This window comes from Allobosea sp. 05T438, assembly GCF_056396025.1.
In genome coordinates, this window is sequence record NZ_JBFTKQ010000024.1 from 21,654 (window position 1) to 45,128 (window position 23,475).

Sequence of the window (23,475 nt, forward strand, 5' to 3'; positions counted from 1 at the left end):
TCCAGACGTTGGCGCAGCAGCCGTCAGCCTTCCTTCAATTTACTTCTTCGAACAGCTCATTCTCAGGTGGCTAGCCGCCCGCTACCGAAAATGGCGGATCTGTCGTCGGACTCGGGATTCTCGAGTCCGAAAGCACTGCCCTTTTCAAAGGCGCGAGATCCCGCTTTCCGATTAACGCCGATGTACCTTCAGGGCCTAGCCCAAGTGTTAGTCGGTATGCGGAGCCAGCCGCTCTTACAGGCATACGTCGACACAAAAGATCGGCTAATGCCGGGTCCTCCACCGCCACTATTACCTGGCGGTCGGACGCGACAAACTGAGCTAACACCTCAGCGAGGTTAACTGTCCGAAAGTCGTCGACGTGTTGCACCGGATCATCGAGTAAAATGGTCCGCCACCGGCTCCAGGCGAGCGAAAGGTGTATCGACAGCAAAAATGCCAAGCCAGTTGCCCGGCGCTGGCCGCTGGAAAACAAGAACTGCGGGTTTAGGCCTTCTCCGACCTGAAGCGAAAGAAAGCGCTTCACGTCTCCGCGGATCGAGTACTCAATGTCCTGCCAGAAGGGATGCGGACGGAGCCTGCCATAGAGCTCCGCCATGAGGGGTAGAACGCGCTGCAGTCGCAGATCCAGCGTCTCGCCAGCCGCTCGACGGGCGGCATCATGAAGTGCAGCGGCCGCGACTTCCGATTGCCTTGATCGACCTGCTCTTTCTTGAGCCCGCTGAAGCCGCTGGCGCGCCTCTTCGAGCGCGCTCGCTGAGCGCTCCAGTTGAGCGTTTTGCGTCAGCGTAGCGAGGATGCGAATTGCGTGCCGGGCCGCATCAAGGTCATTTCGCCGCGTGTCAACTAGGTATGAAAACTGTTCCCGCGAACCTTCGGCGGGGAAGTTCAGCGCCTTTAGCAGAGCCAGGCGCCAGTCGCTGCGCTTCTGCAAGGTCTCAACATCGGCCTGAAGACGGGCGAGTTCCTCCTCCTTCGCAGCGATTGCAGCATCGGCGTTCTGAATGGCTTCCTTTCGGCGCGCGGCTTCCGCTGCGACGGCGTTTAGCCTTTCCATTATATCTCTCGACCGGCTCTTCCCTTCCGCCAAACTCACCGCATCGTGCGGGGCAGCACATAGGGGACAACCACCATCAAGTGGACCAAGTTCATCGCCAACCTGATGCAGGCGATGAAGGTCCTGGACGAGTTCAGCGAGCACCCCCGAAGCGGCTTCATCTGTTGGCAGTGCCTGCCGCTCCTCGCGAGCCTGCGAGATGTCTCCGGCCTGCTTCTCGATCTCAAATGCCACCTCATCCCGGCGCTGAGCAGACATGGCCATTTCATCCCAGCGCTCAAGCAGAGTCTGGGCTTCGGTAAGCTCGCGTTCCACTCGCACGACAAACTCTCGCCCAGCCGCGGCCAGCTGGTCGGGTGCTTCAGGCATGCCACCTACGAGTTCAGCAAGGCGCGACGATGCTGCGGCAACAGCGGCATCAGGTGTGAGTGCGGCCCGAGCCTCGTCGAGCCTGCGCTGTGCGTCCGCGACCGCAGTTGTCGCCGAACTCACTTCCGCCTTTGACTCATCCGATCGGCGCTTTGCTGCTCGGACTAGCGAATGTCCCTTGTCAGTCCATATCTCAGCGTCACCGGCTCCGATCGCCTGCCGCAGCAGGGCGTAGCGGTCCGTCTCCGATAGGTCGAGGCTGAGAGCGGCAATAAACTCATCGCGGATGATGGAGGATGCGCAAAGCTGTTTGAGGGGCGATGGCGGAGCAGCCTCCGCATGGATCATCGCTGCTTGGACAGCTTCGAGTGTTTCAGGCGCGGGTTCGTCTATGGGGGTTCGACGTATGGTAATCGGCCCGTCTTCGGTGACGAATGTCACCTCGACGAACCGCGCAGATGGGGCGGGCCCGTCACCCTGCCACCAAAGATAGTCTTCGACCGTCTGTCCTGCCGCCTTGCTATCGCCGTACTTCGTCAGCCGCCCGATCAACGCAAATTCGACCGCGTCAAAGAGAGTGCTCTTACCTACGCCGTTGCGACCGTCGATCACGTTGAAGCCAGGGGCGAGCTTCATTCTGGTTTCATCGCGAAAGCCGCGGAAGCCTGCGATAGCGATCTCTGCAAGCTTCATACGTCGTCCTCCACAATCTGCAGTACGACGGACTCATCGGCGCGCGATAGGAAGGCGCGCAGGACCTCGGAGTTGACCTCGCCTGCCCGCCCGCGAATTTCCGACGGCATGTCTATGGGTTCAAGGACGGGCGCTGAGCGAAATGGCAGCAGGGGGAGTAGAGCGGCTCTTGCGGTCGCAAGGCCATTGACGCCAGCTCGCGCAATCTTCCGCGTGCCTTCGAGATTTTCCTCGATCCGGCCAAGCGCCAATGCCTCCCCAAACCCTGCGCCATCTCCAGCGAGAAGCACGAGGTATGCATTCCAGGCCTTTTGTCCCGCCGCTCCGAGCATTTGCGCCTGCGACCGCATCAATGCGTCCGATGCCGCTCGCCAATTCAAGATCAGAGACGCGACGGAATCGTGGACGAGCACGAAGCCGATGACAGTGTCGTTCTCGAACGCTAGCGCCCCTTGGATCGACACGGCCCCGTCGAAGCTCGCGGGCAATTGTCGCACCGAAAAGCCAGCGTCGGTGAGAACCTCGCGCGTGGTCTCAATGATGTCGTTCAAGCGATCGCATCCCTCAGACTGTCGCGAGTGACCCACCTTGACCCACCGCCACGCGCGATAGTTCCGGAAGGCGACCGAGCGATACTAGGGTGGAGGTTAAGATCGCTAGCGCCCACCGCCACGACGACGTCCGCGGCCGCCGCCGGCGCCGCCTCCCTAGCAAAATCGGCTTCGATCCGATGCAAGAACGTGTTGGGAGCACGGAGCACGCGTACGGTTCGGCCGTTCACGCGCCAGTACGATCCATCCGGTACGGCGCCTGCGGCCCGGAGCTCCAAAATCGTCAACCCAACCGCAGGCTCATTCGGCGGATCGCGATCTCTGGCTGGTTCCTGCGGTCGGCAGCCCAGCAGGTCGCGCCGCATGCGCCAAAGCGAGTCCAGATCTGTGGCTGGCGCTGCCAGGTAGTCGGCTCGCGGGGGAGAGCCGCTGATAAATTCGAACTCCTCGCTGCCTTGCGCGAGCGATACGCGCACGAAGGCTTCTGAGTAGGCGCGACGCAGTGCCTCGAGGAAGTCGGCGCCGGAGGCCTGAAGGTGAAACGCGTTGCCGGATCGGCCAGCAAGAGCGGATAATTCAGGCGCCTTCGCGTTGAATTGTGCTGTGGTCGACGGGTCCACAATCAGCACCGATGAAGGCGCAACCACGCCCAACGTCTGCTCTAAGACCGCGTTCAAATAGTCCCAATCTGTCGAGTAACCAACGACTATGAGGTCCTTGTTGAGCAGGTGCGCCTGAAGCCAAGTGGCGCTCTGCTGGACTTTCTCACGGACCGGCGACGCACCAAGCTGGCCTGGCGCCCACACCGTGTTGAACCTGTCAGCCACCCAACAGCCGTGGATTTTCAGGAGAGGCGAAATCCCGACCGGAGCGGTGGCCAGTGCATGGCCATCCGTGCCGATGAACACCTGACCGTGGAGGTTAAGCCCCGCAGCCTCTATGAGTGGATCAACATTTGTCGTGACCGCGAGACGGAAGCCGCCCGCAAGCAGAAGGTCAGCGACCGCAAAATGTCCGGGGTTCGGTGCGCCAGCGAAGGCGCTGTGGTCGATATACTCCGTCAGGTAGACACTGCCGAGGCGGCCATCCCGAAAAAAGAACTCAGCCTGCTCCTCAATCTGCGCAGGCAGCTCAGGAAAAATCCCAGCAAAGCGCGCGTCGTACTTCCTCTTCGCTCTGTCGGCCAGTGTCCAAGCGCTTGGTAGAGCGCTGGGCGGCGCCATCGACAAACCTGCGCCGGCGAGGAGCGCCAAACGACCTGCGAGCAAGTTTTGCAACGCCGACGCGACGGCGGCTGTCATATCGATAGAATCCATAGGAGGCATACTAGCGATGAGCCGCACCGAAGCCAGCCACGATAGGCTGGGATCTACAAGGCGGCGGCCACTGACAGTAAGAACTGTGGGGCCAAGTCGCTCATGCGGCCTGCGTAGCAAGGGGCGACCGGCCGGCGCCCATAGGCCGATTGAGCGCGAGGAGTTCTAATGTCGGTCAAAGCCGGTCAACTCGACGTGCCAACAGGTGTCCCATCATACAGCGCGTTCAGCGGCGACGCCGCGCGCCGTTTGATCCAGCAATTGCTCAGTCAACATGAGGGCGGGATACAAGCAACTCTCGGCCAATATGACGGATCAGTTGCCGTCGCGGTCTGGGAGGAAACGTTACGGTGTGTCGATGAATTTCTGAACGTGCTTTGGTTCGGTGTGGCACCAGGACTCGACAGAGAATGGCTTAGTGCCTGCCCCCTCGAAGCATGGAGCAGGCGAGCGATGAACTCGTCGGTCGCGAGATTGCCGATATCGAGACCGCCCTTTTCCATGCCGTAGACGGTGATCAGTCGACGCACGAGCCCCGCATCGCGTTCAAGCGTAAGGTCCTCGAAGACAACGTTACGGTTGCGGCGCCAAACCTGCTCGTCACTGGACAGCATCGCCGCAATATTGGGGCGGCCCGAAAGGATCAACCAGACCGGCCACTGCCGATGCTGCATCAGTCCCTTGAGAGTGTCTTGCACCTTTGTGATTTCGAGCTGGTTCCGGGACTGGAGGACATGCTGGAGTTCGTCGATGTGCAGGAAGCGAACACCCCGAAGCTCAAGCTGATGGTGCACGAGGTCCCAGACGACGTTTTCCTTCAGCTCTCGCGCGGTCTCGTAGCCGAGCGCCGCCAGCACGCTCATGCCCAGGAGACGAAGAGTGCAAGGTGAGGGGGCGGTCACCGAGATCAGCATGCCGTCGCCGTTCGGGTCGCCGTAGCCGGCGAATTCGGCCCGCTTCAAGAAGAGGCGATCCAACGACCTCGACTTTCCGGTGCCGGACTCTCCGATAACCGTCAGCGCCCGACCTTCCCGAAGGCGCCCGACGCGCCGATTTGCATCGCCCTCGAGGGCATCCTGGGAGAGAAGAAATGCGTCGATCAGATTGTCGAGTTCGGCCTCGAGCAACCGATCGCGCGGCGTGGTGAAATAGGCGGAGAGGACATTCATCATGACGTCCCCGCCCTTGGCGCGCCGCTCCGACTGGAGGCGGCGCATGCGGGCGACAGCGTCCTCGTGAACCGCGGAATTGGTAGCCGTTACTTCCATGCTCAGTCCTCCACGCCGTATTCGTCTTCGTCGGAGGAAACCTCTGTCATGGTATTCTCAGGCTCGCCCGGGATCTCGATGTCGACCGTTTCGGTCTCGTCTGCGCCCTCGGCGACGTCGTCGAGAATTGCCGGGCCATTCTCCAATCCGCGCGCGAAGTCGAAACCTTCGAAGCGGCGTTCGAGCATGCTGAACTGTTCCGAGGTCAGGATCGGCGATGCGATTCCTGCGCGCTTGGTGGCGGCATCTGCCATCTCCTGGATGTCGCTCAGCGCCTTATGGACAATAGGCTCGGACGCCTTCGCCATGTCGGCGTTGGTACGACGCAGGACGCGTTCCGCCTCAAGCCAACGCGTCATGGAGACGCCGTCAAAGCCGGAGCGCTGGCACGGGACGGTAAGCCAGCCTTCCTTGCTGCGAACAGAAATGTAACCGAGGTCCGCCGGGTTTAACCGGACCAGGACAGGCTTCAGACCGAACTGACGGCGAACGCGCTGAAGTTCCAAGCTCTGATAGCGGAGGCCGAGCACGCGCACGCCCTCGTTGCCGATACGCCGTTCGATCGTCGTTCCAAAGATATGGCGGTTAACGTCGGCATCCGGCGGCGGCAGGAGGGAATAAATCTCGGAGAGGCGCAGCCACTCATTCCGCGGCGTGCGACCGCCGAGACCGCTGTGGGGGGTGTTGTGATAGACGTCGACGATCCACCGGACGATCATCCGGCCGATCTCCGCGATGTCGAGTACCGCTCGGGCCTCAGAGTTGTAATCACCCTTCGCCACCACGTTCTCGAACGTCTGACCGTCGATGCGCGAGAACAGGCCCTTGTTAAGGGTGCGGAAAAAGCGCTCGTTGCGACCGCGCATCTGAGGCATGCCTGCGGGCGGGAAGAACAGTTCTGCTCCGAGGTCCGTGACCGCCGCGTTGTATTCGTGGCTGAGGAACTCCGAGCCGGAATCCTGGCTCGCCGTCTCAAGGTTTGCGTGCATGTCCCAGGGCGACAGGCATCCGGCCGCGGCTGCATAGGCGGATTTGTCGTTGACTGCCATCTCGAGGGTCGCGACGGCTGAGGCCGACGAAAGGGACTCCACCAGCAGAGCCGCGACGCAGCAACGCGTGCCCCTTCAAGCCGTTCCGCAATGCGAAGGAGTGCGCTCTGTGGAAGCGCCTCACCGAGATGGTGACGGAGGATGCCCACCCGCGCCGCGGCGTTGGGAACCGAAATTCGAATGTGCTTATCCAGGCGACCGGGTCGTAGGAGCGCCAGGTCGATCTTGTGTGGCAGATTGGTCGCTCCAATCACGACCACGCCTTCGCGCGAGTCGCCGCTGTCCAGACACTCCAAAAGTGCGTTCACGACCTCACGGCAATACTGTTCGTTTTGCCCCGAGAGCTGTTGCCGATCTCCGAACGCGTCGAACTCGTCCAAAAAGAGGATACAGGGCGCATTGCGCTTCGCCTCGGCGAACGCAGCCCTCATAGCCCTGAGCAAGTCGCTGAGGTTGCCCTTGGCCTGCCACTGGGCTCGCGAGTGGTTGAAGATCGGGACGCCGCAGAATCGAGCCAAGGCTTGCGCATAGAACGTCTTGCCCACACCCGGGGGACCGCTCAGCATGATGCCTCGGTCAATGTCGGCCCAAGTGATTGTTCCCGCTCGGTAATCAGCGATGTCGACCGCAAGGGCATGTCCCCATGTGGCCGCTTCCCCATACCCATGGAGGTCGGACAGGGACGGCCCCGGTTGGGAATTCGCTGGAGCAGGGTCCGAGGCGGAAGCGGCGGCGTTGAACCGCTGCAAGCGTTTCAGGGCCCATGCTTGGTTGCGACCCTTCTTGATCGCCGCGCCAATCAGGTGCAGTGGCGCCCCGATGGCCGGAGCAAGATCTGTTTCGGGCGGCACGCATCCCATAACGGCGGCGAAGACGCCTCGCAGGGTCGGGACATCGACAGGATCGACCTCGACGACGGCATCAGCGAAAGCTCTGAACTCGTGCGGGAAATCTTTCGGGTCGGATGCTATCCCTACAATCCTGTCCGCTCTTGGCAGGACTTCCTTGAAAACTTCCCCCTGTTCTCGGAAGCCGCGCCCAGGAGAGCCCCCAGTGAAGTGAAGCACTTCAAAGTCGCCGTCGAAGGCGACGCCGCGTAACTTGAGCATCGAAGTCGCAGCGGCGACATAGGCGTCGACATCGGTCTGGGGAACGAGCAGTCCAATAATCCCAGTATGACCGAGCAGCATGTGGAGCAGGGTTGTCCGACGCAATGCTCTGGTGATCAACATCCGTGCGAGAATTTGGCCGGCATCTCTCGAGCGGCGATCGATTTTTCGGCTGTTGGACCTCATTGGAAATCCCACCGGTCGGAGAGGTGATGTCGGCTTCCAAGCGCGTAGAGCCGGCTTAGCGTGCGGGCGTACCCGAGCGAGGGGGCAATGAACCAGAGATCCGATGTGCAGACCGGACGGCCATTCGGGATTGTTGGGTGGTCAGTGACGACTCCCGCGAGAGCGATCGTGCGGCGTTCGGCTATGCACCAGCTATCGATCGTCGGGGCCTTCGATAGGTCGCCCTTCCCAGGATGGTGTCCGGCCTGAATTTGCTCGAGGTCGTTCAAAAGGCGCCGCAGTCGGTCGACCTCGGGATCGAGTCCGGGAACCGGACGAGGGTCTGAAAACGGGTAGTGCATGGGCATATTCCATCGTGCGCGGTCCCGGGGCGGGGCCGACGGCGAAAATCGAAAGGCGAAGGAGGGGGGCGCGGCGAAGGACCGACGGCGGGCCGCCGCGGAAGGACGTCAGCTTGCCGGGAGGTGCACGCGCGTCCGAGCCGTGATGGGGCGGCTGATGTCTATCGCGATCGCCTTGGCTGCGGCCAGGGCAAGGACCGCCTGAACGGGATCACGTGCGGCGTTCACGTACGCGGCACAATCTCCGAGCTCCGAGCTCCCGCCGGATTCTGACAGGTGGTTTGATATGAGAACGCGGGCCAGGGGCGAGACCGGACATCCGGCGCTTTCGGCGATAAGCATTGCGCCATCGACATAAGGGCGCCGCCGGAGGTATCGTTCTGGGATGATGAGTAAGTTTTTTATATCTCGGCGGTTGTAAGAGCTGCGGCGAAACTTCGTCGCGCCCGTGGTCCCGTCGGGGATTGCAACGATGACGAGAATCCGATGGGCTGTCCTGACAGTTCGACTTGTCGAGCCCGGCGGAGCGCCAGCGCAGGAGAGGATTGAATCCTCTGAAGCGCTTCGATGGAAATCGACGACCCTGGGATCCGCGATCAGTCGGGCATCGAGGATATCATCCAGGCAATGTTGCCGTCGGATAGTATCAAGAGGCGTTGGGGGATCGGTTATTCTCGACAGCATAACGTTCATAGCAAAGCTCCGCCGTCGTCCGAAATGCCTTTCGGACGCTGGTTTCAAGAATCCGCGAATCCCATCGCGGAGAGTTGGAATGGTTGCAGCGGAGGAGGGGCATGATGTCGGGTGATCAAGCGCCCTCGAGGCCACGAGAGCTCAATGCCGGTTTCGAACAAAATGTGCGAATCATAACGCGCGATATGGTTACCGGCCGACTGGTAATAGCTGCGCGAGGCCTTCTCGGATGGGGGCAGGCGGAGCTTGCCGACCGCGCGGGTATCCGGCGGCAGACGCTTGCGGAATTCGAAGGTGACGTCCGCCGCCCGCAAGCCCGGGTGCGCGATGCAATCCTCGGCGTACTCGATGATGAAGGCGTCCGCTTCGTTGAAATAGCTGGTGCCGTGGGAGTCGTTTTGGAGCTGAGCTCAAAGCAGTCGTAACGCTACCGCATGTCATGCGCGAGCCAGACTGGCTTTCTCATCCGCGCGGGCGGCTTAGCGCGGGCTCCGGCGCCCCCGAACATCAGCCGGTCGTTGCCAGACACGATGCGGACCACGGCGTGGCCCGGGGTGGGACCACCCGTGCGAGTGACAACGATCCCTGGTGCAACCTGCTGCTCCTGCTCGAACGTCCGTAGCTCCGTTTGGTAGACCTCCAGGAAGCGTTTCGACGCATTTCTGGCGATCTCCGCAAGAGCCGGCGGCATGCCGGTGCGAGAGAAGTCAAGCGCTTCCCAGAACTTGGCTTCCGCGGCAGAGGCAATGCATTCGCACGGAATGATGCCAGACTGACATTTCCACGGCCGCCATCTCAGGAAAGTTGAGCAAGGCAGACTGAAAACGCGACGAACAGCGTATTGCAGAACGTGTTCGCCAGATCGGCGAGAGGGCGCAGTGCTCGATCGGCAGTCCCACCAGGTGGTCCGGGTCGCCACCGTTGAGCCCCCTCGAACGGAGTAAAAGCCGAACTTCGCTGCGTAGATGCCTAAAGGCACACTGCGTTAGTTGGCTGGGTCCAGCGACTGTGCCACGTATAGTCGCAGCCAATCCTCGAAGCGGGTCGGCGCGGCAATGTGCTGATGATCACGAGGCACGAGGGTGTCGTCACGCAATATCGCTCCAAAATAGAGCGCTTTAGCATCGGCCACGATCGGCCGCGGGTCCTCGTTCGCAGCAAGTATATCACGAGCGATCTCGTCGAGCCGAAAGCGGTCCGGTCCCGCGATTTCCAGTTCGCGGTTCTTCGCGTGCCCGAGGACGACGTCGCGTAGCACTAGCGCGACATCGTCGCCTGCGATGGGCTGGATCAGGGCTGGCGAAATGTGAAGCGAATCTCCTTCCGCGTCGGCCTCGACGATTCCGTTGATGTATTCAAAGAAGGGCGTCGATCTCACGATCGTATAGGGCACGGTTGCGCTTCTCACGATCACCTCCTGCATCATCTTGGCTCGGAAATACCCGCAATCGGGTAGCCGATCGGTCCCGACGGCAGAGAGAACGACGTGATGCTGGATGCCGGCGGCCTCCTCGGCAGCGAGCAGGTTCCGTCCGGAGGCCTCGAAGAAGGCGAGCGCGGCGTCCTGATCGAAGGTCGGAGAATTGGAAACGTCCACGACCATCTGCGCGCCGGACAGCGCCTCGGCCAGACCTTCTCCGGTGACCGTATCGACGCCGCGCGATGGCGAGGCGATTTCGATTTCGAGACTACGGCCGGCCAGCGCATCGACGAGCTTGGACCCGATCAAGCCGGTCCCGCCTACCACAACGATCTTCATGCGCCGTCTCCTTGATATCCTCGTTCCCTGCCCGGAAGCATCTCACTCGTCGAACGGCGCGCGCTCGACAGAATCGACCGACGACGGCGCGCGGTAGCCCGCGACGAGCCGCTCACCGAAATCACGTGCGAAATTGTCGTAGGTGGTTTCCGGACGGGTTCTGGCGATGTGGCAGAAGCACTGCGTCATCAGCCGCTTCATCCCGAGCCTCGGATAGGCCAGAAGGATCTGCTGGACCTCGTCCGGCGGAAGCGCGTCGTATTGCAGTCCAACGACATCGAGGCAGATGCCTGCCGTGCAGAGCGCAACCTCAGCCTCCTTGTAGAGGCCGATCGACGGTGTTGAGTTGAGGGCCACGCTGTCCCAAATCAACTGAGCACGACGCTCGTCGACACCGCTTTCTCGAGCAAAGCTTCGTGCGAGATCGGCGCCCTCGACCTCGAACCGTCGCGGCCCGTTGAAGCGCTCGTTCAACGTGACATCGTGCAGGAGCGTCCCCACAGCGACGACTTCCTCATCATGATGGATATTCCGAAGCTGCCCGAGGCGAGCCGCGAAAAGCCAGGAGCGCACAACGTGATTGTACAGGTAAGGCTCGCAGGCTCGGCGGGCATAAGCGAGAGCGCTGGCTACCAGCTCGGTATCCGGCACAGCAACGCCGGCCAAAGTTTTACGGTCTTTTTGGATCTCTGACATGGCTTTCGAGAGCCTCGATCGACGGATTACAGAAGCTGTCAGCGAACGGTCGGTTCGCAGCCCGCGGCTTCCCTGTGCGATGCCCCACTGCCGAAGCGGATCTGCGGAGGGCAAGCATGACGAGGCGGCTTCACCAGCCGCCTCGTCTGTGAGCTTCACCCTCGGACGAAGGCAAGGATGTCCCTATTGATCGTGTCGGCATGGATGGTCGCCATGCCGTGCGGGAACTTGTTGTAGATCGTTAGGGTCGCCCGCTTCAGGAGCTTGGCCGAAAGCGGGGCGCTGTCGCCGATTGGAACGATCTGATCATCATCGCCATGCATGACGAGAGCCGGAGCGTCGATGACCTTGAGATCCTCGGTGAAATCGGTCTCGGAGAAGGCCTTGATGCCCTCGTAGTGAGCCTTGGCAGCTCCCATCATGCCCTGGCGCCACCAGTTCTGGACGACGCTGGCATCCGTCTCGACCCCGGCGCGATTGAATCCGTAGAACGGCCCCGCTGCGAGATCGGTGTAGAACTTGCTGCGATTGGCAGCGAGGCTCTTCCGAAGGCCATCGAAGGCTTCGATCGGCAGGCCGCCGGGGTTCCGCTCGGTCTTGACCATGATCGGCGGGACTGCGCCGATTAGAACGAGCTTAGCAGTACGGCTCCTGCCATGGCGCGCGACATAGCGCGTGGCTTCGCCGCCTCCGGTGGAGTGTCCAATATGCACCGCATTGCGCAAGTCGAGATGGTCGACGACGGCCGCCGCATCAGCCGCGTAATGGTCCATGTCATGTCCCTCGCTGACTTGGCTCGAACGGCCGTGTCCGCGCCGGTCGTGCGCGACGACCCGGAAGCCTTGTGCCAGAAAGAACAGCATCTGGGCGTCCCAGTCGTCCGAGCTGAGTGGCCAGCCATGGTGAAAGACCAGCGGCTGGGCCGATTTCGGGCCCCAATCCTTGTAGAAAATCTCAACGCCATCCCGCGTCGTGACATAATTCATGCGTCGGCTCCTTTTGCTGTTGTGAGGGGGAACGGAGGCGGGCTGCGCCAAGGACTGGAGCGGAAGCGTGCCAGCCGCCGCTATGCCTGCGCCGCCGCAAAGGAGGTCCCGCCGACTGAGGTCGGTGGAACTGGATAGTACTTTGTTGGGCATTGGCGCCTCCAGGGCGCAGATATTGGTTGCGGACCGAAATGCTCAGGGTGCCCGCTTTCGCAGGAAACCCCGAACCTTCGACCTCAATCGGCGACGATATCGATATGATCGTCGGGTTTCTGAGGCATATTTATTTTTCAACTTCCTAAAGTGACGATCAATACGCTCGAAGACAGCTCATTCTATTCAGATGTATAGTTCATATCGACTTCGGCATATTTTGATTTCGATGAGGAGCCGCCCGACTGTGGATCATCAATGGAGATCCACATGGGTAAATTGTCGAACAAGGTCGCCGTGATCACCGGTGGCAATAGCGGGATCGGCTTCGCGACAGCGCGGCTGTTCATAGCCGCAGGTGCGAAGGTACTGATCGTCGGTCGTCGAGAAGACGCCGTGACCAAAGCCGCCGCCGCCCTCGGGTCTCAGGCGACCGGCTTCGTAGGTGACGTTGCCGTCCTCGCCACGCACGAACGTGTCGCCGCGATGGTCTCCGATCGTTTTGGGCAGGCCGACATCTATGTGGCGAATGCGGGCAGCATCCGCATTCAGCCGAGCTTTGACGTGACGACCGCGGACTACGACACGCAGTTCCTCACCAATGCGCGCGGCACGTTCTTCGGCGTGCAGAAGATCGCTCCGCTGTTGCGCGATGGCGGCGCGATCTTGCTCACCAGCTCGATCGCGAGCCGCAAGGTGTTAGATGGTCATGCTGTCTACGCTGGCAGCAAGGCTGCAATCGAAGCGTTCGCGCGCAACTGGGCGCTGGAACTTAAGGACAGGCGCATTCGAGTAAATGTGCTCAGCCCCGGCCCGACCGATACGCCGATTGTGGGAAAGCTCGGCGTCGCACCGGAAATGCAGGCTCAGATCGGAGGTCAGGCCGCTCGGATGATCCCGTTCGGCAGGATGGGAATGCCGGAAGAGCTCGCACAGGCGGCTCTCTTTCTCTGCTCCGCTGACGGGGAATTCATCACCGGCGTCAACCTGGCCGTCGATGGCGGCATCACGCTGACATGATCTCAGAAGAGGTGGCCATGCCGTTTCCCTCGCCCAGCCATTCCGGCGCATTGGTGAGGCATCACGCCGTGACCAGGACACTGGAGCATCGAAGCCGGTGCTCCAGCCTCGCCAGGGCTAGGCGGCGTTTGCCATACGCATGCCGACCGGTAGAGCCTCCCAAGCCCTGATAAGCTCGCCGAGTGAGGCAACTTCCATCTTCCGCATCAGGTTGCCCCGGTGCAGCTTGACTGTGACCTCGCTGATGCCGAGGTCGAAGGCGATCTGCTTGTTGAGGCGCCCCCGTGCGACCTCGCACATGACTTCGCGCTCCCGTGGCGTCAGAGTTTGCAAGCGTTCGACACATCCCTTGATCTTCGCAGCTTCCATCCTTCGCGCCCCATCCAGCCCGATCGCCGCATTGACGGCGTCCAGAAGCGTCTGGTCGCGAACCGGCTTCGTCAGGAAATCCACCGCGCCTGCTTTCATGGCCTGGACGGTCATGGGGATGTCGCCATGCGCGGTGAGGAAGATGATTGGCTTTGGATTTCCGGTCATCGTCAAATGACGCTGGAGGTCGAGCCCGCTGAAGCCGGGCATACGCACGTCGAGAATGAGACATCCCGGCCCGTCGAGCATGCTGGTCTCGAGCAGCGCCTGTGTCGAGCTGAACGAAACCGCGGCAAAGCCGGCTGACTCCATCAGCTCGAACAGTGCGTCTCGGACCGACGCGTCGTCATCGACGATGATGACGAGAGGCTGCTGTTCTTCGGCTACACCTCGCCTGGAGGAGAGTCGCGAGATTGAGCGGTCAATGATCATGTTCACCTTCCACGTGCTGTTGAGGTAATGCCCTTGCGATCGCCGCGAGCAAGGCTTGGCCATCGAACGGCTTGCAGAAGAAGCTCTCCACGGCCCGCGCCCTGATCTGCTCTGCGATCTCGTGGCGCCCGGTGATGAGAAAGACCGGCAGATCCGGGCGCTCTTGGTTGACGAAGTCGCGTAGCTCGAAGCCGTTCAACCCCGGCATGCCGACATCGGTGATGAGAAGATCCAGTCCGGAGAGGCCGACCTGGGTCAGCGCTGCCGCCGACGAGAAGCTACGAACCGCATACCCCGCGGACTCGAGCAATTCCTCAAGCGATTCGAGCAATCTCGGGTCGTCATCGACGGCGGCTATGACATATTTGTGCTTGATCACGCTTAGATTCCTCCCATCCGGCGCGAATGCTGGATCGGGATTTCCAACCGCTCCGCAATTCGAACCAGGTCGGCGAGCGATGACGCCGCCATTTTCTGCATCACGTTTCTTCTGTGAATCTGAAGGGTCACTTCGCTGATGCCGAGCTCGGCCGCAGCTTGCTTGTTGAGGAGTCCGCTCACGACCAGCGGAAGCACGTCTCGCTCTCGCGGAGAGAGATGGTGATAGCGTTCCTTCAGCCGCGTGAGATCCGCGCGTTTCGCCTTTGTTTCCCGATCCTGCGCTATTGCCGAGCGGATGGCCGAGAGCAGCGCCGTGTCGCTGAACGGCTTAGTCAGAAAATCGACGGCACCATGCTTGATGGCACGCACCGATGACGGGATGTCACCATGCCCCGTGATGAAGACGATCGGCGGATGGTCTCCCTGCGCGATCTGGCGTTGCAGCTCCAGCCCGTTGATATCGGGGAGCTCGACATCGAGAATCAGGCAGGCCGGGAGATCGGGCTTGTTTGACCCGATATAGTCGCCGGCGGAGCTGAATGAGACTGATCGGACACCGTTCGCCGCCAGCAACTCACCCAGGGCCTCCCGGAGCGCATCGTCGTCGTCGACGATGAACACGATGGCGTCGTCAACGGTCATGATCGGCTTTCAGTTCGACAGGTAGGGTGAAGATAAACGCCGCCCCGCCGTCCTGGTTGTTCTCCGCCCATAGTCGGCCGCCATGGGTCTCGATGATGGTTCGCGATATCGCCAACCCCATGCCCATCCCATTGGGTTTCGTTGAGAAGAAGGCTTCGAAGACCTTATCGGGCGCACCAAGACCCATGCCGGTGTCTCGGACTTCGGTCCTGACGAAATCGCCGGCGCGGAATGTTCGGACGCGCAGAACCCCACGCCGAGCAGGCTCCATCGCTTCAAGGCCGTTGCGGATCAGGTTGACCAGGACCTGCTGGATCTGGATGCGATCCAGCTCAAGCGACGGAAGACCAGCCTCGACCTCGACCTCGATACGCATGCGACGCCGGGCCGCTTCTTCCATCATCAGATCCCGCGCCTCATGAAGAATGGCGTCGAGCGGGCAGAGGTTTCGCGCTTGGTCCGTCTGCCTGAACAAGGCACGAACCCGGCCGACGACATCGGCGGCTGAATTCGCATCCCGGATGATGCGTTCGATGGTTTTCTGCGCCCGATCCAGATTGGGCGGGTCCGAGGTCAGCCAGCGCTGGCACGCGTGCGAATTGGCTACCACGGCCGCGAGCGGTTGGTTGACCTCATGGGCGATCGAGGCGGAAAGCTCCGCTAGGCTAGCGGCCTGCGCTGCGCGTGCCAGGCGCTCCTGCGTCAAGGTCAGCGCTTCCTGCGCGCGCACCTGATCTTCGATCTCGAAGCAGATGCCGTTCCATTGAACGATCTCCCCTTCGACATTTCGCATCGCTGCGGTTCGCGTCTCGACCCAGCGATACTCGCCGTCCGCCCGCCGGAGGCGATGCTTCATCGCATAGGGTGCGCCGGTCGCCAGTGAGCGCCCATATTTCGCTTTGACGTCAAGAAGGTCGTCAGGGTGTATGATCGCTTCGAGCGTGCCGGTCAGGCGTGTCTGACCGTCCTCGTCCTTGTCCCCTAGCCCGAAGCCGAGAAATTCCCCAAGCTTCTCGCTGCGATAGATGGGCTCCCCGTTCGGCGCGGCGCAGTAGATGAGGGCGGGCAGCGTCTCGACCAACTGGCGCAGCGATCGTTCGCTTTCCCTGAGCGCCTCCTCGACGCGCAATTGGTCGTCGATATCATGGGACAGACCATACCACTGAATGATGCCGCCATCGTCGTCCAGGAGCGGCTCGGCACGCCCGTCCATCCAGCGATAAACACCGTCGTGGCGTCGCAAGCGATAGCGCATCGCGTAGGGCCGACCGCTGCTGAGACAGTCCTTGATTTCTGCCCAGACGCGACTGGCGTCGTCCGGATGGATCGCAGCCTTCAAGGCGGCTGCGTATCGCTCCGTCTGCGATTGCTCCAGGTCGCCCTCGTCAATGCCCAGGAAGTCGATGAAGCGGCGGTTGAAGAAATTCGGAGCCCCGGTTGGGGTCAGTCGCCAGAGGAAGCTCGGAACCAGATCGATCAGCCGCGTCAATTCCTGCTTTCGGAGATTGAGTTCGGTCTGGGTGGTGATCAGATCGTGGATATCGACGGATACGCCGTACCATCGAATAATCTTACCGGCTTCGTCGCGCAGAGGTTCGGCGCTCGTCTGCGTCCATCGATAGGTGCCACCAGCCCGATGCTGGAGGTACTTGATGTTATACGGCGCGCCCGTCACGACCGAGTTCGTGAAGGTTTGCTCTGCCAGCTCCCAGAAATTCGGATGAATCATCTTTTTCAAGGAAAGAGACCCGTCCGACGCCTTGACGGTATCCAGCGTGGCGCCGGTAACCTCCATGATCCGCCTGTTGAGATAGATGGGCCGCCCCTCCGATGACATGCTCCAGATCATGGCAGGCACCGTGTCGATGAGCTGTTCGAGATGCTTTTCTCGCTCTCGAAGCGCAGCCTCTGTTTTCTTGTAGACATCAATATCGATGGAGGTGCCGAACCAGCCGGTGATGTGGCTCTCGCCATCCCGTGTCGGCCGCGCTGAAATGCGGTGCCAGACATAGTGTCCCGTCGCGCGCAGCATGCGGTATTCGATGTTCCAGGGCTCGCCCGTCTTAAGGCTATGCCGCAGGGTCGCGGCGGCCCCGTCGACGTCGTCCGGATGAACACCGCGCATCCAGCCGACCTCACCGCCATCGATGAATTCCCGCTCACCGAGACGGCGATTGAGATCCTCCAGAGCCATGTCGATGGCAATCTGGGCAGCAGGGGTCACATAGGTGAACTTCCCAGTCGCATCGAAAGCCCAGGCCTTGCCGTGTAAGCTCTCGATCACTTTGGCGGCCTGCACCGCCTGCACGGTATCGCCAAGCGATTCCGCGACAGTCCAGCGATCATCCGGTCTCGAAACCATGGCGTCGACATCGACGCTGATGCCATAGCCCGGCTCGGCACGGAGCTCGGTCCAGTGATAGCTGCCGTCCGGCTGGCGCAACCGATAGCTCGTCACCTGCGGCACGCCCGTCCAGAACGCATAGGCCGCCGCCTGCGCGATCGCAGCCCTGTCTTCCGGGTGGATCGCACCCTCGGCCACGTCATCTGGGATGGCACCAAGACCGGGATGCCCCGGCGCTTGGCGTGGCGCGGCCGCGTCCCGGGCGCCTCGTCGGGGTGGATCGCGCGCGATCAGCGCACCGATGCACGCGGCCACCGCGACGGATGCGCCAAGAGAAAGCGCGGCTTCCCGTAAGGCGCCAGAATAAAAAATGGCGGTGACCGTCGCACTGGCAAAGGCGACTAAAAGCCCGATCCAGAGTGACTGAAGCAGATACCCGCGCGCATAGAGGAAGAGCGCACCGAGCGGCGCCAGCATTCCTATGGTGGTCCCGGCCAACCAGTATGCCAGGATGCCAACAGCCAGAGTCAGTGACACCAGGATCGGTGGCGTTCGATGGAGCGCTGCAATCATGGTCGGGTGCCTTTCCGAAGACGGATTATCTGGAAACCGTCCCAGCATCATCTAGCACCAGTCTTCGAACATCCGGCTGGCAAACTCAGTGGAAACTAGCGCCAGGACGTCTCGGCCGCACTTATGGAAATCCATGACTTGCAGGGAGATCGTCCAGTGTTCCGTTGCTGCGCGACGGCGTGCGGACAAGCGCCGCAATCCACCTTGGCACCAGAATGGAGACTCCTAGGCAGGCTCGGCCAGCGAAAGACCGCTCGCGCCGCATTGGTCATGGATGAGGTCGATGATCTCATTCTTGGCGGATGTCCCCGTTGCGAGGCTCGCGACACGGAACTGCAATTCCACCTCGATGGCCGCCGCATCGATGGCCTTCAGGGCAACGGCTGGCGGGGGATCCTTGACGATGCGGGTACTAGTTTCCAGCACTGTCCGCATCGCGTCTTCGACGATGCGCGGCCTTTGCCCCGCGGCGAAGCGCACGCCTAATGTTATGAGGTGCGACTCGTCGGGGCGGCTCAAGCTGGTCAGACTTTGCTTTGCCAGCATGCTGTTCGGCAGCACGACGATGTTGTTTAGTCCGGTCAGCAGGTTGGTCGAGCGCCAGTTGGTTTCCATGACGCGGCCCGCAGTGCCGTCACTCAACTGGACCCAGTCGCCGATCGCATAGGCCTTGCCGAGTGTCAGAGCGATGCCTGAAAAGACATCGCTGAGCGTGTTCTGCAATGCGAGGCCCAGGATCAAGGCGACGACGCCCGAGGTCGTGACCAGGGTGGCGATCGGCAGGCCGAAAACGAACCCCATGACCGACAGCGCTACACCGAGATAGATCCCGGCGACGGCCATATCCAGGATCAGATGCGCTTCCTGCGGCTTACGATTCACCCTGACGTAGATGTGGATGAAGCCAATGACCGTCCAGGCGAGATGGGTCCACCACAGAATTCTCGCGGATTTGGAAAGCACGGCGGTCAGCCCTTCCGCATAGCCGTCATCGGCTTGGTGCGGAGCGATACCTCCCGCATAGAGCACAATGCTCATGCCGATGAAGAACAGGATTTGGACGATCAGGCGCCCCGTCGGACGGTCGCAGCCCTGAACGTGCCACACGACGATTCCTGCGGTTCCGAGGACGTTGATCAGCACCAACGGCAGGAAGTGGTCATCGCCGAGCATGGGAAAGGTTCCGGTGGCGGTAGCTCATGGTGAGGGAGACAGCGCGCCGGATCGCCATCCGGCCTCATTGTCTACTTCTTGAGCGGGAAGGTCAGTTCTTGCTGGGCGGTATCGACGACGAACACGGCAAGCAGTTTTGCCGGGTGGGTCTTGCTCGCGTTCTCGCTGACTCCGTGACGGTCACCTGGAAATTCCGAGAAGCTTTCGCCGGCCTTAAAGACCGCGGCGGGGCCATCATTAACCTGGCTGCGGATCGCCCCTTCGAGCACGGTTGCATAAATGAAAGCGGAAGCAGGATGTGTATGACCATGCGAGAATCCGCCCGGAGCGTATTCGACGAGAACGCCCCTCATGCTCTTGCCTGGTACGTTAGGCAGCTCGTGCTCGTAGACCAGCGTAACCTTGGCACCTTCGCCACCTCCGGGCGTGTCATGTGCGAATGCCGAAATCGACAGAAGAGATGTCAGCGCAAAGACGCTCGCCAATGACTTGATCATGTCTATCGTCCTTTCACGACGAAGGTGGACGAGCCGCTTCGAAATCGGCTCATCCACGCGCCATTATTTCCGGGGAGCTGTCGCGAACCAGCGATCGAAGTCGATCCGGCCGATGCGGGGATTGTTGTCGGAGACGAGAGAGCCAGCCTCCAGCTTGGTCCCGAAATACCGGGCATCCGGATCGGCGATGACGGTGCGGGTATCCCCGATCGCCTTAAGGTAGCGAGCGACGAAATCGCAAAGGCGTGCGCGCTCTGGGCCCGAGATTTCGATGATGCCGTTGGCCGGCGCGGCCAGCGCCGCCTCAGCAACGAAATCGGCGACATCGTCGGACGCGATCGGCTGAAGATTGCCCGTCGACAGTCGGGCGGTGTCGCCGGACGTGCCGGCCTGGGCAATGCCGCCGAGGAATTCCATGAACTGCGTGGATCGTAAGACCGTATAGGGGATGCCGGATTTCCGGATGATCTCTTCCTGAGCGACCTTGGCGCGAAGATAGCCGCTGTCAGGCAGACGGTCCGTGCCGACGATGGAGAGCGCGACGTGATGCTTGACGCCGGCCACCTTCTCCGCCGCTGTCAGGTTCTTGCCGGACGTCTGGAAGAATTCGAGCACGGCCTTGTCCTCGAATGAGGGCGAGTTTGCGAGGTCGATCACCACCTCGGCATTCGCGAGTACCTCGGCCAGGCCTTCGCCGGTGATCGTATTGACGCCGGTATTCGGGGCGGCGGGAACGACCTCATGCCCCTGCTTGCGTAGGCGCTCCGCGGTCTTCGATCCGATCAATCCGGTGCCGCCGATAATGACGATTTTCATGAGAGACCTCCTGCGCAGCCGCCCATGCGGTGCGTCGTTCGATCGTTGTGATGGGGGCGACCTCGTCGAGGTCGGTTGTCGGCCGAGCCGGCATGGCTTTGAAACCTGCGCAGCCAAGCTCGGCCGAGAGCCAGACTGGTATTCAAAAGTCCCAGAAAACCGGGACCCAGCGGAAGGCGCTGCCCTCGACCGCAACCCGACCGACCGACGGGAATGGGAGGTGGGTGGCCACGAGCTGTTCGCCGGTGCCCGCCAGCTCCGTCAGCAGACGGTGGCGAACGCGAGCCGCTTCCTCGGGGTCATGCTCGAAGCCGTTATACCAATCAGGGTGTTCGAACCCGACAGCGAATACGGCGTCACCGGCGAACGTCAGGCGGTCGCCGCCGGAGGACAGACGTACCACGCTGTGTCCGGGCGTGTGGCCGCCCGTGCGGCGGACGATGACACCCGGCGCGACCTCGTGTTCGTCGTCGAACAGCCGCAGGTGACTGCGATATTCTTGCGCGAACCGCTTGGCGGCCGCACGAAGGGCGTCCGGGAAACCCGCCGGCATGTTGACGTGCGTGAAGTCAGGCGCCTCCCAAAACTTCACCTCGGCGGTCGCCACATGGATCCGCAGGTCCGGGCGCAGTCGCTCCTTCACCCCCTCGACGAGTAGACCGCCGACATGGTCCATATGCATGTGGGTCAGCACCACGTCGGTGACGGAGCCGAGATCGATGCCGGCGGCCTCCAACCGCTTAACCAGTTGTCCGGCCCGCGGCAGGTTCAGTTCCGGATCAAGACCGAGCCCAGCGTCGATCAGTATGACCTGCTCGCCGCTGCGCACCAGGACCACGTTCAGCGCCCAGTCGAAAGCGTCGGTGGGCAGGAACATGTCGTTCAGCCAACTAGCCCGCTCGGTCTCGGCGACGTTATGCCCTAGCATCTTGGTGGGGAGCGGCAGGACCCCGTCGCTGACCACCAGAACATCGATCTCGCCGACCCGCACCGCGTAGCGCGACGGGACCAGCTCTTCGGGCCCCGGTCGTCCGGGGCGTGAAACGACGTCTAAGCTCATGGTTCTCTCCTGATTGATGCCGTTCAAATCTCGGCTTGGAAGACGCTATATTTAAGTTATTATGTATTATATCGGGCCTGAGAATAGATAATCCTATTCTGAGTAATAGGTTTGTTTTGTTATATGATCGGATTAATTCCCGATTATTGTGCCATATTGCGGCTGCTCATCGATTTTATACGATGAATATATATGCAGCCTTCAATTTTATAGGCGATTCGCGCTTAATTCAGTCGATTGCGCGCAGTTTGATGGCCGTTATGTCGCCCGACTATCGTGACGACGCAGCCATCTCGATCATGGATACGACTTCTGCGGGGTGCGAAATCATCAAGGCATGCGACGCGCCGTTGATGGCGACGGTCTTCACCATTCGCGCGCGCTGCGCCATGAAATCCATCGCAGCCGGCGGAATGTTCCGGTCACCGGTTCCGTAGATCATGTATGAGGGCAGCGACTTCCACGAAGGCACCCCCGACGGCTCGGCCAGGGCCGCTTCGGCAACAGGGCGTTGCGTGGCAGCCATCAACGCAGCCTGTGCCTTCGGAACGTCGGCCGCGAACTGCATCCGGAATTTCTCCGGCGTGATATAGAGATCTCGCCCGCTATTCGGCGTCGCGACCGCCTGGATCGCACTTCCCAACGTGCTTCCCGGAAACTTGCCTGAAAGCGACACGCTGGATTCACCCGTCTCGGGCGCGAACGCGGCCACATAGACGAGAGCTTTCACATTCATCTGCCCATTCGCAGCTTCCGTGATCACGGGCCCGCCATAAGAATGGCCGACAAGAACGACCGGGCCGGGGATGGATCGAATGAGCGTCGCGACTTCGGCCGCGTCCCCCTTCACGCTCCGTAGGGGATTGGCGGCCGCGATCGTTTCGTAGCCAGCCTTGTTGAGCCGGGCGATCACAGCATTCCAGCTCGCCGATTCGGCGAAGGCACCGTGCACCAGAATGACGGTCGGTTTGGTACGAGGCGCTGCTTGCGCTGGTCGCATAGCCATGGTGAGCAGCGCGGTCGCTGCCGCCAAAGCGAAAACACTCGGTTTCATATGCGTTCTCCGGGTTGGTCGGTGGGGTCAAAGCAGCCAGCGCAAGCTCGGGCCCGGGGTGCTTGGCCAAAGAATTCGCCAGTCAATCCAGACGTCGGCGTCGAAGACAGGAAGAGGCGCAGTTGGGCGGCTCTGACGCGGCGGCCAGGGAGAGGCTTCGACTTGCTGGCAAGGAATTCCGGAGCGCCCAGAGCGTAAGCGCCAGTCCGAGAAGCGCTGGCAGCGTCACCGCCGGAAAGTCCCGCGGAATGACAGCAGGCGAACAGATTCCGACGGCAACCTCCCAAAAATGGAAGAGCGCGTGCGCGCAAAGCCAGGACGTCGCGGCTGCCCATAGTCCAACGCGGCGCCGCGGTGTGAAAAGCCCGAGGCCGAACGCCACGCCGAGGAACATCTGGATCATCCCGATGTCGCGAATGAAGTGCTGGTTGAAGAAGCCGGTATCAGTCACGCCCGGGACAAGTTCGTACCAAGCCAGTGGCGCGATCAGCATGAAAAGGCCGTTCGCGGTCAAGAAGGTGCCGTTGAACGCCACCGTGATGACGACCGTCGCGGCAGCGGCGCGTCCTCGAGGAAGCATCGCCTCGCGCGTCAAGAGCGCTTTCATCAATCACCTCTCGCCGAAGTGCGCTCACCACCGTGGACCGCCGACAAACTCGGAGCGGCGTGGCAGCGCAGAAGCGAGAGGAATTGTTCGCGTTGAACGCTTGGATCTCTACTGGCCCCTTCAATGTCTGCTCTCGATAGATCGCCAGACGGACCTGTACCTTGGCATAGACAAGAAGGAGCAACAGCGTACGCAGAGCTTGATCCGCATACTGGGTGGATCCTGGGCCGAGCATCACGCCAGATCCATCGACCGACATCCTGTAGTCGTCACCGCAACGG

The 23,475-nt window shown here is 61.4% G+C and carries 20 protein-coding genes and 2 pseudogenes; 1 reads left to right on the forward strand and 21 read right to left on the reverse strand.

The features are described 5' to 3' along the window. Window positions 1–70 precede the first annotated feature (70 nt). The 11 genes and pseudogenes from AC1DIN_RS26565 to AC1DIN_RS26615 form a co-directional block, all read right to left on the reverse strand. Window positions 71–2,119 (reverse strand): AAA family ATPase, encoded by a 2,049-nt coding sequence (locus AC1DIN_RS26565; RefSeq protein WP_476811917.1) that lies wholly within the window; start codon window positions 2,117–2,119, stop codon window positions 71–73. Then, complete coding sequence (locus AC1DIN_RS26570; protein WP_476811918.1) at window positions 2,116–2,670, reverse strand: hypothetical protein; 555 nt, start codon at window positions 2,668–2,670, stop codon at window positions 2,116–2,118. Before AC1DIN_RS26570 ends, AC1DIN_RS26565 begins: the two co-directional genes overlap by 4 nt. Next, on the reverse strand, window positions 2,667–3,971 hold the full coding sequence (locus tag AC1DIN_RS26575; RefSeq protein WP_476811919.1) for an SIR2 family protein: 1,305 nt from the start codon (window positions 3,969–3,971) through the stop codon (window positions 2,667–2,669). The genes AC1DIN_RS26570 and AC1DIN_RS26575 overlap by 4 nt, the downstream gene beginning before the upstream one ends. Before the next feature lie 284 nt (window positions 3,972–4,255). Continuing rightward, window positions 4,256–5,254, reverse strand: a complete 999-nt coding sequence (locus AC1DIN_RS26580; protein WP_476811920.1) for an ATP-binding protein — start codon at window positions 5,252–5,254, stop codon at window positions 4,256–4,258. Between the two features lie 2 nt (window positions 5,255–5,256). Then, the gene (locus AC1DIN_RS26585; RefSeq protein WP_476811921.1) at window positions 5,257–6,303 is read right to left on the reverse strand and encodes a Mu transposase C-terminal domain-containing protein; all 1,047 of its coding nucleotides are present in this window, start codon (window positions 6,301–6,303) and stop codon (window positions 5,257–5,259) included. A gap of 230 nt (window positions 6,304–6,533) precedes the next feature. Further along, window positions 6,534–7,598, reverse strand: a pseudogene (locus AC1DIN_RS26590) (ATP-binding protein); the annotation flags it as partial. Next, entirely contained in the window at window positions 7,595–7,945 is a 351-nt protein-coding gene (locus tag AC1DIN_RS26595; RefSeq protein ID WP_476811922.1) for a DUF6634 family protein, read from the reverse strand. The pseudogene AC1DIN_RS26590 and the gene AC1DIN_RS26595, both read right to left, overlap by 4 nt. 1,183 nt (window positions 7,946–9,128) lie before the next feature. Then, window positions 9,129–9,374 (reverse strand): annotated as a pseudogene (locus tag AC1DIN_RS26600) (MBL fold metallo-hydrolase); the annotation flags it as partial. Window positions 9,375–9,617: 243 nt separating this feature from the next. Continuing rightward, window positions 9,618–10,391: an SDR family oxidoreductase gene (locus AC1DIN_RS26605; RefSeq protein ID WP_476811923.1), complete on the reverse strand. Its 774-nt coding sequence runs from the start codon at window positions 10,389–10,391 to the stop codon at window positions 9,618–9,620. Window positions 10,392–10,433: 42 nt separating this feature from the next. Then, window positions 10,434–11,087, reverse strand: a complete 654-nt coding sequence (locus AC1DIN_RS26610; RefSeq protein WP_476804124.1) for an HD domain-containing protein — start codon at window positions 11,085–11,087, stop codon at window positions 10,434–10,436. A gap of 155 nt (window positions 11,088–11,242) precedes the next feature. Then, on the reverse strand, window positions 11,243–12,073 hold the full coding sequence (locus tag AC1DIN_RS26615) for an alpha/beta fold hydrolase (protein WP_476766155.1): 831 nt from the start codon (window positions 12,071–12,073) through the stop codon (window positions 11,243–11,245). Window positions 12,074–12,496: 423 nt separating this feature from the next. Between AC1DIN_RS26615 and AC1DIN_RS26620 the strand changes: the two genes are divergently transcribed. After that, window positions 12,497–13,246, forward strand: coding sequence for an SDR family NAD(P)-dependent oxidoreductase (locus AC1DIN_RS26620; RefSeq protein ID WP_476811924.1), 750 nt, complete (start codon window positions 12,497–12,499; stop codon window positions 13,244–13,246). Window positions 13,247–13,363: 117 nt separating this feature from the next. On the opposite strand, the gene AC1DIN_RS26625 is transcribed toward AC1DIN_RS26620, so the two are convergent. The 10 genes from AC1DIN_RS26625 to AC1DIN_RS26670 all read right to left on the reverse strand — a co-directional run bounded on the left by AC1DIN_RS26625 (window position 13,364) and on the right by AC1DIN_RS26670 (window position 23,194). After that, a complete protein-coding gene (locus tag AC1DIN_RS26625; RefSeq protein WP_441473346.1) occupies window positions 13,364–14,047 on the reverse strand; it encodes a response regulator transcription factor in 684 nt (227 codons plus the stop codon). Continuing rightward, a complete protein-coding gene (locus tag AC1DIN_RS26630) occupies window positions 14,037–14,426 on the reverse strand; it encodes a response regulator (RefSeq protein ID WP_441473345.1) in 390 nt (129 codons plus the stop codon). Before AC1DIN_RS26630 ends, AC1DIN_RS26625 begins: the two co-directional genes overlap by 11 nt. A gap of 2 nt (window positions 14,427–14,428) precedes the next feature. Then, on the reverse strand, window positions 14,429–15,070 hold the full coding sequence (locus AC1DIN_RS26635; RefSeq protein ID WP_441473344.1) for a response regulator transcription factor: 642 nt from the start codon (window positions 15,068–15,070) through the stop codon (window positions 14,429–14,431). Further along, the gene (locus AC1DIN_RS26640) at window positions 15,060–17,987 is read right to left on the reverse strand and encodes a PAS domain-containing protein (RefSeq protein WP_476811925.1); all 2,928 of its coding nucleotides are present in this window, start codon (window positions 17,985–17,987) and stop codon (window positions 15,060–15,062) included. Before AC1DIN_RS26640 ends, AC1DIN_RS26635 begins: the two co-directional genes overlap by 11 nt. A gap of 225 nt (window positions 17,988–18,212) precedes the next feature. Then, entirely contained in the window at window positions 18,213–19,160 is a 948-nt protein-coding gene (locus tag AC1DIN_RS26645) for a mechanosensitive ion channel family protein (RefSeq protein ID WP_476811926.1), read from the reverse strand. A gap of 71 nt (window positions 19,161–19,231) precedes the next feature. Further along, on the reverse strand, window positions 19,232–19,657 hold the full coding sequence (locus AC1DIN_RS26650; protein WP_476811934.1) for a cupin domain-containing protein: 426 nt from the start codon (window positions 19,655–19,657) through the stop codon (window positions 19,232–19,234). 63 nt (window positions 19,658–19,720) lie between these two features. Then, window positions 19,721–20,473, reverse strand: coding sequence for an SDR family oxidoreductase (locus AC1DIN_RS26655; RefSeq protein ID WP_476811927.1), 753 nt, complete (start codon window positions 20,471–20,473; stop codon window positions 19,721–19,723). Window positions 20,474–20,615: 142 nt separating this feature from the next. Next, window positions 20,616–21,533 (reverse strand): MBL fold metallo-hydrolase, encoded by a 918-nt coding sequence (locus AC1DIN_RS26660; protein ID WP_476811928.1) that lies wholly within the window; start codon window positions 21,531–21,533, stop codon window positions 20,616–20,618. A 271-nt stretch (window positions 21,534–21,804) separates the two neighbouring features. Beyond that, the gene (locus AC1DIN_RS26665) at window positions 21,805–22,587 is read right to left on the reverse strand and encodes an alpha/beta fold hydrolase (RefSeq protein ID WP_476811929.1); all 783 of its coding nucleotides are present in this window, start codon (window positions 22,585–22,587) and stop codon (window positions 21,805–21,807) included. A gap of 82 nt (window positions 22,588–22,669) precedes the next feature. Continuing rightward, a complete protein-coding gene (locus tag AC1DIN_RS26670) occupies window positions 22,670–23,194 on the reverse strand; it encodes a hypothetical protein (protein ID WP_476811930.1) in 525 nt (174 codons plus the stop codon). Window positions 23,195–23,475 lie beyond the last annotated feature (281 nt).

What these genes read in the sequence shown, in the direction of transcription:
- AC1DIN_RS26565 (WP_476811917.1), bottom strand. Translation starts at nt 2,119, where the DNA reads ATGAAGCTTGCAGAGATCGCTATCGCAGGCTTCCGCGGCTTTCGCGAT.
- AC1DIN_RS26580 (WP_476811920.1), bottom strand. Translation starts at nt 5,254, where the DNA reads ATGGAAGTAACGGCTACCAATTCCGCGGTTCACGAGGACGCTGTCGCC.
- AC1DIN_RS26585 (WP_476811921.1), bottom strand. Translation starts at nt 6,303, where the DNA reads ATGGCAGTCAACGACAAATCCGCCTATGCAGCCGCGGCCGGATGCCTG.
- AC1DIN_RS26575 (WP_476811919.1), bottom strand. Translation starts at nt 3,971, where the DNA reads ATGACAGCCGCCGTCGCGTCGGCGTTGCAAAACTTGCTCGCAGGTCGT.
- AC1DIN_RS26615 (WP_476766155.1), bottom strand. Translation starts at nt 12,073, where the DNA reads ATGAATTATGTCACGACGCGGGATGGCGTTGAGATTTTCTACAAGGAT.
- AC1DIN_RS26650 (WP_476811934.1), bottom strand. Translation starts at nt 19,657, where the DNA reads ATGATCAAGTCATTGGCGAGCGTCTTTGCGCTGACATCTCTTCTGTCG.
- AC1DIN_RS26665 (WP_476811929.1), bottom strand. Translation starts at nt 22,587, where the DNA reads ATGAAACCGAGTGTTTTCGCTTTGGCGGCAGCGACCGCGCTGCTCACC.
- AC1DIN_RS26605 (WP_476811923.1), bottom strand. Translation starts at nt 10,391, where the DNA reads ATGAAGATCGTTGTGGTAGGCGGGACCGGCTTGATCGGGTCCAAGCTC.
- AC1DIN_RS26595 (WP_476811922.1), bottom strand. Translation starts at nt 7,945, where the DNA reads ATGCCCATGCACTACCCGTTTTCAGACCCTCGTCCGGTTCCCGGACTC.
- AC1DIN_RS26625 (WP_441473346.1), bottom strand. Translation starts at nt 14,047, where the DNA reads ATGATCATTGACCGCTCAATCTCGCGACTCTCCTCCAGGCGAGGTGTA.
- AC1DIN_RS26660 (WP_476811928.1), bottom strand. Translation starts at nt 21,533, where the DNA reads ATGAGCTTAGACGTCGTTTCACGCCCCGGACGACCGGGGCCCGAAGAG.
- AC1DIN_RS26655 (WP_476811927.1), bottom strand. Translation starts at nt 20,473, where the DNA reads ATGAAAATCGTCATTATCGGCGGCACCGGATTGATCGGATCGAAGACC.
- AC1DIN_RS26620 (WP_476811924.1), top strand. Translation starts at nt 12,497, where the DNA reads ATGGGTAAATTGTCGAACAAGGTCGCCGTGATCACCGGTGGCAATAGC.
- AC1DIN_RS26640 (WP_476811925.1), bottom strand. Translation starts at nt 17,987, where the DNA reads ATGATTGCAGCGCTCCATCGAACGCCACCGATCCTGGTGTCACTGACT.
- AC1DIN_RS26670 (WP_476811930.1), bottom strand. Translation starts at nt 23,194, where the DNA reads ATGAAAGCGCTCTTGACGCGCGAGGCGATGCTTCCTCGAGGACGCGCC.
- AC1DIN_RS26645 (WP_476811926.1), bottom strand. Translation starts at nt 19,160, where the DNA reads ATGCTCGGCGATGACCACTTCCTGCCGTTGGTGCTGATCAACGTCCTC.
- AC1DIN_RS26635 (WP_441473344.1), bottom strand. Translation starts at nt 15,070, where the DNA reads ATGACCGTTGACGACGCCATCGTGTTCATCGTCGACGACGACGATGCG.
- AC1DIN_RS26610 (WP_476804124.1), bottom strand. Translation starts at nt 11,087, where the DNA reads ATGTCAGAGATCCAAAAAGACCGTAAAACTTTGGCCGGCGTTGCTGTG.